This window comes from Pseudoduganella sp. GW821-FHT12E03, assembly GCF_058807115.1.
Map to the genome: position 1 here is coordinate 88,874 of NZ_JBXAQJ010000013.1, position 12,693 is coordinate 101,566.

General features: G+C 57.5%; 9 protein-coding genes. 4 read left to right on the forward strand and 5 right to left on the reverse strand.

The genetic code is table 11. The features are described 5' to 3' along the window. Positions 1–32: 32 nt before the first annotated feature. Positions 33–386 (reverse strand): hydroxyisourate hydrolase, encoded by a 354-nt coding sequence (gene uraH / locus AC1RRC_RS27915; protein ID WP_493058893.1) that lies wholly within the window; start codon positions 384–386, stop codon positions 33–35. 191 nt (positions 387–577) lie between these two features. Here uraH and AC1RRC_RS27920 point away from each other — a divergent pair, with 191 nt between their 5' ends. Further along, on the forward strand, positions 578–1,408 hold the full coding sequence (locus AC1RRC_RS27920) for an outer envelope protein (RefSeq protein WP_493058895.1): 831 nt from the start codon (positions 578–580) through the stop codon (positions 1,406–1,408). A 159-nt stretch (positions 1,409–1,567) separates the two neighbouring features. Here the strand turns inward: AC1RRC_RS27920 and AC1RRC_RS27925 are convergent, their stop codons facing one another. Both AC1RRC_RS27925 and AC1RRC_RS27930 read right to left on the reverse strand, forming a co-directional pair. Then, a complete protein-coding gene (locus tag AC1RRC_RS27925; protein ID WP_493058896.1) occupies positions 1,568–6,097 on the reverse strand; it encodes a trypsin-like peptidase domain-containing protein in 4,530 nt (1,509 codons plus the stop codon). A 5-nt stretch (positions 6,098–6,102) separates the two neighbouring features. Next, a complete protein-coding gene (locus AC1RRC_RS27930) occupies positions 6,103–7,548 on the reverse strand; it encodes a metallophosphoesterase (protein ID WP_493058898.1) in 1,446 nt (481 codons plus the stop codon). A 133-nt stretch (positions 7,549–7,681) separates the two neighbouring features. Between AC1RRC_RS27930 and AC1RRC_RS27935 the strand changes: the two genes are divergently transcribed. From AC1RRC_RS27935 to AC1RRC_RS27945, 3 genes are all read left to right on the forward strand, one after another. Further along, positions 7,682–8,287 (forward strand): YdeI/OmpD-associated family protein, encoded by a 606-nt coding sequence (locus AC1RRC_RS27935; RefSeq protein WP_493058899.1) that lies wholly within the window; start codon positions 7,682–7,684, stop codon positions 8,285–8,287. Between the two features lie 62 nt (positions 8,288–8,349). After that, positions 8,350–10,422, forward strand: coding sequence for a response regulator (locus AC1RRC_RS27940; RefSeq protein ID WP_493058900.1), 2,073 nt, complete (start codon positions 8,350–8,352; stop codon positions 10,420–10,422). Positions 10,423–10,469: 47 nt separating this feature from the next. Further along, complete coding sequence (locus AC1RRC_RS27945) at positions 10,470–10,931, forward strand: YaiI/YqxD family protein (RefSeq protein WP_493058902.1); 462 nt, start codon at positions 10,470–10,472, stop codon at positions 10,929–10,931. 24 nt (positions 10,932–10,955) lie between these two features. On the opposite strand, the gene AC1RRC_RS27950 is transcribed toward AC1RRC_RS27945, so the two are convergent. Both AC1RRC_RS27950 and AC1RRC_RS27955 read right to left on the reverse strand, forming a co-directional pair. Next, complete coding sequence (locus AC1RRC_RS27950) at positions 10,956–11,195, reverse strand: hypothetical protein (protein ID WP_493058904.1); 240 nt, start codon at positions 11,193–11,195, stop codon at positions 10,956–10,958. A gap of 64 nt (positions 11,196–11,259) precedes the next feature. Further along, entirely contained in the window at positions 11,260–12,693 is a 1,434-nt protein-coding gene (locus tag AC1RRC_RS27955) for a GGDEF domain-containing protein (RefSeq protein ID WP_493058906.1), read from the reverse strand.

Below are 12,693 nucleotides of genomic sequence, written 5' to 3' on the forward strand. Positions count from 1 at the left end.
AGCGCCCTTTGTTCATTGGATCCCCGCGAAAATCAGCTGCCGCGGTAGGTCGAGTACGCCCATGGCGACACGACGATCGGTACGTGGTAGTTGGCGTTCGGATCGGCGATACCGAAGGCGATCACCACTTCATCGATGAAGCGCGGCGATGGCAGGTTCACGCCCTGGCCCGCGAAGTAGTCGCCCGCGCCGAACACCAGTTCGTATTTACCGGCCTTGACTTCGTCGCCTTGCAGCAGCGGCACGTCGCAACGGCCATCGGCGTTGGTGGTGTCGGACTTTACCAACACTTTCTCAACGCCGTTCACGCGGTACAGCTTCACTTGTACGCCCGCGCCCGGCTTGCCCTGCGTGATGTCCAAAACGTGGGTGCTCAGCTTGCCCATAGAGTGTCTCGCTTTCTTTTCGATTGAATTCGGTTGAATTGACAGGCTCCGTTTGGAGGCCCGGTATGAAAATCATATACGGCAGAGCACTGTCGGATATATGTCTTGATGGATAACAACCATGAAACGGGCGGACATAATCGGGCCTCCAAGACCTTAAAAACCATAGATCAAACAAAGGGAGACGTAAGATGCACAAAGCTTTACGAGTAGCAGCCACCGGCACCATCGCAGCCATGGCATTCGCCACCGGCATGCAGCAAGCGAGTGCCGCGGACTGGTCCGACACCTCGATCGGTTACCGTTATGGCACCAAGTTTGCAGAGCCGTTCAATCCGAAGGACATCGACAAGCACATCGTCAATGTGACCCACGCGAGCGGCAACAAGTACGGCAGCGACTACTTCAACGTGGACTTCCTGGAATCGGACAGCACCGACGCCAGCGCACAGGAAGCCTACGTCCTGTACCGTCACACCTTCGACATCGGCGCCATCAGCGGCTCGCCAATCAAGTTCGGCCCGGTGCGCGGCGTCGGCATCACCGCCGGCTTTGACTGGAACACCAAGAACGATCCATTCTACGCATCGAAAAAACACATGCTGGTGGCCGGTCCGACCCTGATGATCGACGTGCCTGGTTTCCTGAACGTGAGCCTGCTGGCTCTGTGGGAAAGCAATAAGCCGGTCGGCGTCAAGAGCCGCTACTCGTATGACACCCACGCGATGCTGAACGCATCGTGGGGCATCCCGCTGGGCAGCGGTTTCTCGTTCGAAGGCTACGCCAACTTCATCGCCTCCAAAGGCAAAGATGAATTCGGCGGCCCGACCAAGCCGGAAACCAACATCGACGCACAGATCATGTACGACCTGAGCCCGTCGCTGGGCATGAAGCCAAACAGCCTGAAAGCCGGCCTGGAATACCAATACTGGCGCAACAAGTTCGGCAACAACTCGAAGGGCGCGGCAGGTTCCGGCGCCTTCGCGAAAACCCCGATGGTGCGCGTGGAGTACCACTTCTAAGCGGTATCCGGCTGAGTAATCCAGCTTAGTTATCAAACTTAAACAATCAAGTGTGTGAACTTGGGCCCGGGCAACCGGGCCTTTTTTTAAATGGCACATTCGGCTGGCAACTCACAGTTGGGAACATCAGTTTGTCCGGTCACGGCATAGAACCTACCGCTACCGCGCAACGATCAGGCGGCATTCCAGATTCCATTTTCGGAGGGACGCATAGCCTTTCACGCGCTGGTATGCCACTCCCTGATCAAAGATCACACACTTCAGGTCGAAGTCCCGGATGATTTCACCTAGTTGCCCCTCAACAAAGGTGCGTAGGCGGTCACAAAATTTGTACGCATGGCCATCTACAACTCTGATCTTGAAATTGCATTGCCCATAAAACATGTCAGTTTTCCAATCCAAACTGAGGAGGGCAAGGGTTGGCTCGAGGCCAGCATATTGAGCAAGTAATGCACTAGCTTGCTCATTCTCCCGTTCCAATCCTGGAATGTTGGGAAGACTGCAATAAGTCCCGTATGTATAACGTTGCGGCTCGGTTATCTGAATGGGAATTTCCCTGTGAGCCTGCCGTATGGGTACTACATAGTTTTGTACGAATTTCGCCCATGAATCCGGCAGTATACGAGTTCCTTGCTGTAAATGTTCGCGGCGTTGATTTAGTTTCTCCAGTAACTCAATGTAAAGCGCCTTTATGTACGGCCTTGGTTCAACGATGCGCTGGAGCATCCAGAGTTCTGGTAAGGTAAATTGATAGAGATGCTGAATATCGTCGTGATCGAGTAAGTCACGGTATTCCTGCGCCGCAAGGTCGGTACAGCCGAGGACGAGCAGGGTTAATGCTCGATTGGATTGTAAACAACAAGTTCGCTCCTGCTTCAACGCTTCATCGGTCCTTTCTAACGATTTGCTAAATAGTACCTGCGCCCGCGCATGGTCACTGTCAGCCAACTCGACCAGGCCAGCAAGGTAAAGATACCAAGGTTCACTGGTATTAGCTTCCAACAAATTCGCTGCTTGGCTTCGAGCTGCCGCCTTGTCACCCAATGCGAGATTAATCCCCACTGAGAAGCCGAGGGCGGATTCGTCCGAAGGGGTGCGCACCAGAATCTTTGCAAATAATTTTCCCGCAGCGTGAAGGTCACCGATTAGTAGAAGGCATTGCGCGCGCTTCGATTTCCTGTGGTCTTCACAGGGCATGATGAGTTTGGCTTGCCGATAGTCGCTCAGTGATTCTCGCCACATGCCAAGTTGGAAGAATGCATCGCCACGCCAACGGATGGCATCGGCGTCCAGCGGGTTCAGGCGAAGTGCTTCGTTAAAAACCGCAATGCCCTCCCCCACTCTATTGCATTGCACTAAGCTGTCAGCAAGATATTTCAACGCCCAAACGCTTGAGTTGTGAATTTCGGTTCCATTTGCGTAGGGGTCAACTCCCAAAGCACGCACAATAGAGGCAACACTTTCGTCGTAACGATCAAGTTCCCAAAGTACGGCACCTTTTCGTAGAAGTACCCAATCCGAATTGGGATCCAGCCTTAGTGATTCGTTCAGGTCGACTAACGCCTTCATTGGGCGATGAGCGCACCAATACGCGCAGCCACGATCAGCCCATGGATTTGAATCGGAAGGATATAGCCGAACCAATTCATTCAGGTCGGGCAGTGCCTCGCGATGCCGGTTGAGTGAAAAACGGAGTTGAATTCGTAGTTCTATAAGATCCCGCGACAGGCGAGCGTCGGATGGGACAGGGAGTGCTGCAAGGATCGGGAGTAGCCCGGCACGCCACTGCGTTTTTGTTTCGACATGCAATAGATTCTGCACACCTTGTATGCAGCAATCGGCTGTCAAGAAACCGGTCTGTAACAGCTTTAGCGCTTCCCAGTGACGTGAATTTACGCATAACTGATGAAACGCGAGCTCGCGGGCCTGCAATTTAGTAGCCGGGTCCAAGGCGAGCGCCACGGCATCTTGCCAATTTTGCGCATGCAATAGATCGGTCATGGCAGAGTTCTCTTCGAATTGCTTGCATTCGATTTCGGATAAACTCCTCACCTTCTCCAATGCGGCGCGCACCTCCGGTTCCAAGTCTGCCAGCGCAGCGCATTGGTCAATGGAACCGGAGTTCCTGAGCAGCGCCGGGATACGGGAGCGAACCGAGGCCGGTATCCGAGGATTACTCAACAACGGATGCAGCAAGTCGTCGGTCCTCAAATCGGAAAGACTCTTCAGTATTCGGTCAATCCTCCAGTCTGGCAAATTCGGATCTTCAAGCGTGGCATAAGACCATTGTGTGGCGATGTCGCGAGCCCGGTGCTGGACAGTCGACCACATCAGTCGACTTGCAATTTCGAATTGCACGTGAGAGGAGGGCTTTAGGTCGGCATCGGCAAGGAAGCTGGCAAGGTGTTCGTCGGCAGTGATGTGCGTAAGGTCCCAAATAACACCACTGGCACGGCCAGCGTCCGCCAATTGAAGTAGTAATTTCCGCAAGTTATCAAGCCGCTCCTTGAGAATCGGCAGATTAGCCAATCGGCCAATCTGACCTATTGGAGCAAGGTGCCGACTATGGCACTTGAGAGCCGAGTCACCGTTGACTGCGTCAATATAGGCAGTTGGTGCGAGCAGATCGAACAACTCTACAGCAAACTCGTCGCGGCGGCTGAACCCATCCTGCACCATCTCGATAATGAGATCAATAGTTCGCCGATCCTGCAGCAGCGATAGCGCGTGCAAAATCGGAACGATATCATTGGACTCCGCCCAGAGTCCCATAACGAAGAGTGCTACTGCTTCCTTTTTTTGCTTGACTAACTCTTGAATGAGCGCACAGGAAGTTAGCGTTGGCTCGTGCAGCCGCGCGAGCTTACGTGCAGTCATATACTCGCAAAATGACTGGTGTATCCAATTGATCCTGCTTCCATCGGCGACGATGAGTCCGGATCGATTGCAAACTGTGTCAAACAATCGCTCTGCCGTACGCCTTGCGAGGATCCGTGTGTATCCGACATCATTGGTGAGAAAATTGCCCAGCGCAACGAGGGCAGCCGGATATTCGATCATATCCTTGCTATCTAACATTTCGGCCGCAAGATATTCCAAGGCGTCCTCAAACACGTCGGCCAATTCCCGCCCCATGTCTGTGGCGAGGCCCCTGCCTTTAGCCTCCGATAACCAAGCGTTGACAAAATGCTCATATGAAGCTGTACGCCGCATGGATTGGCTGCCATTCCGCATTTCCGGATCCGCATACGCGTCCATTGACAGTTTTAACAAGAGGGGATTGCCCAAAATAGCATTGAGTGCACGTTCAGAATTCCAGCGCAGGAAACTTTCGGACTCCGCTTCGTTCATCTGGTTGCCGATAAGTACGGCCTGCTGAGTGTCGTCCAGCGGCAATATCTCCCCCTTGTCGAATCGATTAAATTCAAAACCCAACTCAACGGGACGCGTCGCTACAATGAAAGAATAGTTTTCTGCAACACGGAGGATAATCGCATGTACCGCCTCGCGTTGCTCCTTAGGTACCTCATCAAGGCCATCAAGGAGGAGGAGCCAGCGAATTTGAAATCGGTTCGGCCAATGCTCCAAGAAGCCAGCGGGCAGCCGCCGCGTGAGCAACACCTCCATTGAATTTGCCAAGGTGTTTGACAGCGTATCTTCTAAACTGCCATGTGACGCACTCGCGATGCTTCGTAACGACAGCAGTAGGGGAAAAAATGCTCCTTGTTCATGTGAGCCAGGCAAAAGCGACGTGCACAACTCTGACGCGACTCGCCGGAGAAATGTGCTTTTCCCGGCTCCGGGAGGGGCTTGCAAGATTATGCGGACCTTGCCGTCCGGTGTTGTCGACTTTGCCAAAAGGCTTTGCACTGAAGCGATGTCCCCGTGGCCCGTCCGGACGGTGGGACTGACATAATGATCCTGATGGCGCCCACTCAGCGAGAGGGAGCGATAACGCGACGGACAGAACTTGGATAGCAGCTTACGGTAAGTATCAAAGGCCTGCTCTTGTTCGTCGCCGGGAAGCGGGCAGATGGGAGGGAGTTGAGTGCTATCGTTCCGTGTCACATATTCCAGTGGACATGCAAACATCGTTCCGCCGACCGCTACCTCTTGGGATAATGCACCTGCGTCGCCATCCCATACTGGTTGATCCGCTGTTACTTCTAAACGTAAGATGCCGACGACGACACCTTCAACGATGCAGGGTGCCCCGGACATTCCCGTCAAGCGGTGTCCATGAGATGCGCCAAGCTCACGGCAGAACAACTGGTGCAATCGTCTCATTTGCGCGGAATTGCAGCACGCCGTGATCGTGCCACCAACGTGCATGCCATCTGGACGAAGGTCGGGATAGCCATACGAAATCCATTGTTTTCCTTGGTACGATGCACGCAGGCTACCTAACGGGAGCGGTTGAACGTCGTGCAAGGGCGCTTCAAGCTGTAACAGCGCCCAGTCGTCCTTTGCATTTCCGCCACATACTTTGGCTGGTGCGACCTTATTCAACAAAGCACAATGAAAATGAAGGGTGATTCGCTCAAGGTGTGAGCAGTACTCCGAACCAATTGGATTGGCCACAACATGCCAGGCGGTCAGGGCATATTCTGGCGCGATCAGAAATGCGGTGCCATCGTTTGTTCCCGCCTGGACAGACGCAATGCCCTGCTCGAATCCTGTGGGTTCCATGGCTATTATTCTTGATCTGGAGAAAACGTTTTTATCTGAGCTGCCGGCTTTCGTCCATCAGCGAAAATTTCAATCTCAGCGAAGGTTGGGCGAAATTCAATGTAGTCTTGCACGTCCCCGTGCTCAAGGGTGCGCACAAAGTTCTCAAGCGCCTTCTGCGCCTCTTGCGGAGGCAGATCAAGCAACTCAAATGGAAAGCGGATGAGGTCACACCAGGTGCCGGTGTTCAAATATGTCCCTTCTTCCATATGAATTTCCTTCGCGAGATGCGTATGGCCGAAGACCACAACGTCAAATCCACGCTTCAGCAGATTTCGCGCTGGCTCCCGATAGGTTGGCAACTCCGTGTCCATGTTGAATGAATAGTCATGTCGACCGGCTTGCAAGGCCGTCATGAGCGGACTGATGCGTTGACTCAGCGGTTTTGATTTTCCCGCAACAAGTAATTGCAAGTATCCCCAAGCTGACCTATGCAGCCCTCCTGCAATCTCACCACGATGTCGGGTCGCACCCATACCGCCCTCTTCAGGCATCGACTCGTCCAGATAACGCTCCACAGCCGCTGGCGCTATATGCCGCTCTAGCAACACCGACTTCAACAACGCCTTCCCTGCGCGGGAGCCATTGACCTCACCCTTTTGTTGTGGTCGACCGGCCGCTGTCGGACGATGGAGGAAAGAGCGCGCATGAAGGGAGGCCAAAAATAACAGGTGGATTCTATATTCTGGCGCCAAGGCCAGCAGAATCGGTAAAACGGCCTCGGTCTCCGGCTTGAGCAAGTCGATAAAGGGGTAGCGTGGCTTTATGCGGTTCATCACAGCAGATACAAGCAGACTGCCCAATGGGGGATTGAACACCGTATCCTGCTTGATTTCCTCGCCACGGGATTGACTGGCACGCATACGCCTTAGCCGATCATAGTTGACCGTGTTAAATCCATCATAGCGATTGCCGTGCTCGATCAACACGTTACCAGTCACGTAGGCTTCACCGTCATAGATAAAGCGGACGCAGCGCTCATCCGCACCAAGTTCGCTGAACAAAGTGGCGCGGACCAATGGCAATGACAATTCAACGTCGTGGTTCCCGAGTAATATGGTCAAGCTGTGTCCATGAGCAATGAACTTGGCAAGCGCTTGAAAAAAAGGCCGATCACGGCGGATCATCATCGCAAGGCGGCTTGCTGCGGCTTGACCGTCGGGGATGAATGGATACCAAGGTCCGGCGTCGTCCCACTTTTCCGCGAGAAAGTCGACAAAATCTCCGTTGATCACCAATTCAACCGGAATTCCGTCCTGAGTGTGCCTGCGGTGCAGCATGCACACGAACTCCGCCAATAAGGGAACGGCCCTGCACATCCGAAAACCACGATCGCTGACGTGCTTCGGATCACCGTATTCGCCGCCGATGTGCAAATCGGAAATGACATAGAGCTTTCTGTGCGTGTCCATGTGCGCCCCGTGCGGTGCTACCGATGTGGAATCGTACCATGTGCTAATCAGCGATATCCTAGCAGGCATTAGGCTGGACGTCGGAAAGCCCCTTCAGTATATTTCTGCAAATACCCCCTGACTGGATACCGCCATGCCCACCCTGGATCCCCGCATCGACGCCTATATCGCCGCCTCGGCCGAATTCGCGCAACCGATCCTCGAACACATCCGCGCGGTCGTGCATGACACCTGTCCCGACGTGGAAGAAACCATGAAGTGGAGCTTTCCGCATTTCCAGTACAAGGGCATGCTGTGCAGCATGGCATCGTTCAAGGCGCACTGTGCGTTCGGTTTCTGGAAAGGCGAATTGCTGATAGCGGCGGAAGATGACAAGGGCAAGGACGCCATGGGCCAGTTCGGCCGCATTACCTCCGTCAAGGACTTGCCGTCCCAGCGCACGCTGGCGTCGTACATCAAGAAGGCCATGAAGCTCAACGATGACGGCGTCAAGGCGCCGGCCCGCGCCAAGCCGGCCACGCCGCGTGAATTGACGGTGCCGGACTACCTGATTGCGCAACTGGAACAGTCGCCGGCCGCGCTGGAGCATTTCACGGCTTTTAGCACCAGCAAACAACGCGACTATGTCGAGTGGCTCGAGGATGCCAAGACGGAAGCGACGCGCGTGCGGCGCATGGAACAGGCGCTGGCATGGATCGCCGAGGGGAAATCGCGCCATTGGAAATACGAAAAGTGCTAAATGTGGGGTAGTTCCCGCCGGGACTGACAGTCACCGCCATATATGAGTTAGAGTTCTGTCTTATGGAATCGACAGTACAAAGCGAAGAATTCATCCGGTTGAACTTCCCCAGGCTGGCAGCGGCGCTGGAATACATGCCGGTCGGCGTCACCATTGTCGACACCGACCTGACCATCCGCTACTGGAATCCGGCCTTTTGCCAATTACAGGGGTTTCCGGTTGAGGTGATGCACCCCGGCGTCACGATGGCCGAAGTGTTCCGCTTCATCGCGTCGCGCGGCGACTACGGGCCTGGCGACATCGAACAGCATGTGGCCACCCGGGAAGCGCTTTGCCTGAAGTTCGAACCCCACAATTTCACGCGGGCCCGGATGGATGGCGTGCTGCTCAATATCATTGGCCGCCCGATCTATGGCATCGACGGCGCGGTCAGCGGTTTCGTCACGATTTATCACGATGTGACGTCCGAACGGCACTACGAAGAACAACTGGAAGCCAAGAACAAGGAATTGCAGCAGGCCAAGCAACTGGCCGAGGCGGCAAGCCTGGCCAAGGGCCAGTTCCTGTCCAACATGAGCCACGAAATCCGCACCCCGCTCAATTGCGTGATCGGCATGGCTTACCTGGCGCTGAAAACCGAGCTGGACCCGCGCCAGCGCGACTACCTGGAAAAAATCCGCTTTGCCGGCGAACACGTGCTGGGCATCATCGACGACATCCTCGATATCTCCAAGATCGAGGCCGGCAAGATGGAAATCCAGCACATCGACTTTTCACTCGACCAGGTGATCCAGACCTTGACCACGGTGGTGGCGCCGAAAGCAGCCACCCGCAACCTGGAACTGGTGTTCGATCTCGATCCCACCTTGCCGCCAGTGCTGGTGGGCGATCCGCTGCGGCTGGGCCAGGTGCTGATCAATTACGCCAACAACGCCATCAAGTTCAGCGAACAGGGCCGGATAGAGATCCGCATGCGCAAGATGGTCGGCGACGCCAACGATTGCCTGGTGCGCTTCGAAGTAAGCGACCAGGGCATCGGGCTGACCCAGGCGGAGATGGCCAAACTGTTTGTCTCATTCCAGCAAGCCGACACCTCGACCACGCGCGAATACGGTGGCACCGGCCTCGGCCTGGCGATCTGCAAGCAGCTGGCCCAGCTGATGGGCGGTGACGTCGGCGTTTACAGCCAGCCCGGGGTCGGCAGCACGTTCTGGTTCACCGCGCACCTGGGCGTATCGTATAAGACCTTGCCCGCGCTGATCAGCCAGATCGGCGACGCCGCCGGCGAACTGCTGGCCAGCGCCCGTGCCTCGGCCATGATGGCGGTGTTGACGGAAGCCCGCATCCTGCTTGTCGAGGACAATACCTTCAACCAGCAAATTGCCCAGGAAATGCTGGAAGAAATGGGCGCCGTGGTGTGCCTCGCCAGCAATGGCGCCGATGCGCTGGAACTGTTGCGCCAGGCCGAGTTCGACTGCGTGCTGATGGATTTGCAAATGCCGCTCATGGATGGCCTGGAAGCGACCCGCCGCATCCGCGCCGACCCGCAACTGGCCCATATCCCGGTCTTGGCCATGACAGCCACCGCGACCACCGAAGCGCGCATGCGCTGCATCGATGCCGGCATGAACGATTTTATTTCGAAGCCGGTCCATCCTGCCCTGATGTACCAGACCATCGCCAATTGGCTGCCCCGGCGCGGACAACCGGGCGGGACGCGGCAACCGCCGGCGCCACCGCCCGCGCCGGCCCCACGGCCGGCCGGCGGCGGCGATCCGGCCGTGTTCGACTTGTCGGTGCTGTCCACCCTGCTCGGCGACGACCCGCCCAAGGTGCGCAAGTTTGCCTACAAATTCCTGCTCAGTTCACAGGAAGGGGTACGCGACATGGAGGCGGCGCTGGCCCTTGGCGACGTGCAGCCGGTCCGCGAACTGGGCCACCGCATCAAATCCGCGGCGCGCAGCGTCGGCGCGTTCCGTATGGCTGATTTGTGCGAAGCGCTGGAGGAACTGGCGCCGGGCGATGCGGCCAGCGAGCTCGCTGGCGCACTGGCCATCGTGGCCCAGCTGAAAGAGGTACTGCAGCAAGTAACGCAACAAGTGACGCAGCTCACCGCCTGCGCCACAGATGAGTAGCAGACGCTGTATCATCGCACCTCGCCTTACCAACACTGGGTTTATTTATGCACATCTGGGTCGATGCGGACGCCTGCCCCGCCGTCATCAAGGACATTTTATTCCGGGTCGCCGAGCGCATGCAGCTGAGCGTCACCCTGGTCGCCAATCAACTGATGCGGGTACCGGGATCACGGTTTATCCGCGCGCTGCAAGTGCCGGCTGGCGCCGATGCGGCTGACGCGGAAATCGTGGAACGGGTCAATCCGGGTGACATCGTCGTCACCGGCGACATTCCGCTGGCCGCACTGGTGCTGGAAAAAGGCGGCCTGCCGCTCAATCCTAGGGGCGAGTGGTATACCAAGGACACGATCGCCCAGCAATTGACCATGCGCAGTTTCATGGAAGAGTTGCGCGGCGCCGGTGTCGATACCGGCGGCCCGGCCGCTTTTTCTCAAAGCGACCGGCAGAATTTCGCCAATGCGCTGGACCGGGAACTGGCGCGGCGTAAGCGGCAGCCGGGCGGCTAGCGCGGTTGCGCGCGGCGGGAACGGTTACAGCGCAATGTCCAGGCGCTTCAAGCGCTGCCCATACACACCATACACGCACGCTTCGCCATCGACCGTACCGCACAATGCCCACCCGGTGCGGATCTTGCGCACGGTAACCGGTACTTCCAATGCGCGCGACAGTTTCTCGGCCCAGCCGGCGGCGGCGCCCTGCCCTTTGAACAATTCGTGGCCGTCAACAATGACGGTGGCATCGAACACGGATGCTGAAAAAATTGAATCCATAGCGGTCTCCTGATAACGTAACGTGGCGCCATCATAAGACTTGCCGCGCGTTCGTGCAAAAGCGTCAGGCGACCTGCATCGCCACCTGCGGCGCCGACGTCGCATAGCCGTTGCGCCCCGCTTCCTTGGCCTGGTACAGCGCGCGGTCGGCCGACGCCACCAGTTGCGCGGCCGGCGCCGCATCGCCACGGCCATCCGCTTCCGTCCCGCTCCACGCCGCCACCACGCTGCCGACACCGATGCTGACCGTCACATGCGGCCCGGCCAGCGACGCCCCGTGCGGCAAGGCCAGGGCCACAACCGCATCGCACATGCGCTGCGCCAGGCGCTCCGCGTCGGCCATGCTGGTCTGCGGCAGCAAGACCACGAATTCCTCCCCGCCATAGCGGGCCACCAGGTCGCCGGCGCGCCGCGTGGCCCCGGCCAGCGCCTGCGCCACGGCCCGCAGGCAGGCATCGCCGGCAGGATGGCCGCGCGTATCGTTGTAGCGCTTGAAGCAGTCGACGTCGATCATCAACAGCGCCAGCGGCGCCCCGGCCCGCATCGCGCGGCGCCATTCGCGCTCGAGTTCCTGATCGAACGCGCGCCGGTTGGCGATGCCGGTCAAGGCATCGGTCGAGGTCAGGCGGCGCAGCACTTCCATCATGTCGAGCAAGTGCGCATACATCAAGCCGCTTTCCAGCAACAGCACCAGCAGCACGAAACTGGCCGCCAGCAAGCCATAAATGCGCCCCGCATAAAAGCCGAGGTCGAAGCGGCCGCCATTGAGCATGGCCGACAAGGCGATATCCACCAGCCACGCGCACATCACCACCATCAGCCACATATCCAGCACAGCCCTGCTCCGGCAACGCCACAGCACCACCAGCGCGGCCACGCTCAACAGCCAGACCGTGGCGATCACTTTGATCATCGCGGGCGAATACCGGTTGCCCACCATGATGTCCGGCAACAGCGACTGGCCCAGGGTGACCAGCACCGTCAGTCCGCCGACCAGCAGCGGCACAAACAACAACGCCAGCGCCAGCGGCCAGCCGTGACCCAGCGGTGGTTGCTCGGCTTCACCGCGCTTGAGCAATGCATAGGCAATCACAAATAGCGGGAAGCCGCCATGCCAGAACATGTACAGCCACGCGGTGCTCTGCGGCCCGGCCCCCAGCAATCCGGCATCGCTGAACACACCCGGGTAGGTCAGCATGTGGACCACGGCAATCAGCGCGCAAAACAGGTAGCCGCCCGCCAGCACAAACAGCGAGCGCATGCGGAAGGAATGGAATTGCCCGAACAGCAGGATGGCGGTGACCAGGTCGCAGATCACCAGTGCGGATTCGTAGACCGGGATAAAAGCCCAGATCCGCGCCAGTTGCGTCTTGGCGAACGGCGCCATCGCGGCGAACACCGCCAATGACAGCAATACGACGCCCCACGCCAGCCGCCGCGCCCGTGGGCTGGCAGGCAACGTGGATAAAAATGCCTGCTCACCTCGCGGCGCGCCCAT

Coding starts and splice junctions, on each gene's coding strand:
- AC1RRC_RS27950 (WP_493058904.1), bottom strand. CDS start 11,195: ATGGATTCAATTTTTTCAGCATCCGTGTTCGATGCCACCGTCATTGTT.
- AC1RRC_RS27935 (WP_493058899.1), top strand. CDS start 7,682: ATGCCCACCCTGGATCCCCGCATCGACGCCTATATCGCCGCCTCGGCC.
- AC1RRC_RS27925 (WP_493058896.1), bottom strand. CDS start 6,097: ATGGAACCCACAGGATTCGAGCAGGGCATTGCGTCTGTCCAGGCGGGA.
- AC1RRC_RS27955 (WP_493058906.1), bottom strand. CDS start 12,693: ATGGGCGCGCCGCGAGGTGAGCAGGCATTTTTATCCACGTTGCCTGCC.
- AC1RRC_RS27940 (WP_493058900.1), top strand. CDS start 8,350: ATGGAATCGACAGTACAAAGCGAAGAATTCATCCGGTTGAACTTCCCC.
- AC1RRC_RS27930 (WP_493058898.1), bottom strand. CDS start 7,548: ATGGACACGCACAGAAAGCTCTATGTCATTTCCGATTTGCACATCGGC.
- AC1RRC_RS27945 (WP_493058902.1), top strand. CDS start 10,470: ATGCACATCTGGGTCGATGCGGACGCCTGCCCCGCCGTCATCAAGGAC.
- AC1RRC_RS27920 (WP_493058895.1), top strand. CDS start 578: ATGCACAAAGCTTTACGAGTAGCAGCCACCGGCACCATCGCAGCCATG.
- uraH (WP_493058893.1), bottom strand. CDS start 386: ATGGGCAAGCTGAGCACCCACGTTTTGGACATCACGCAGGGCAAGCCG.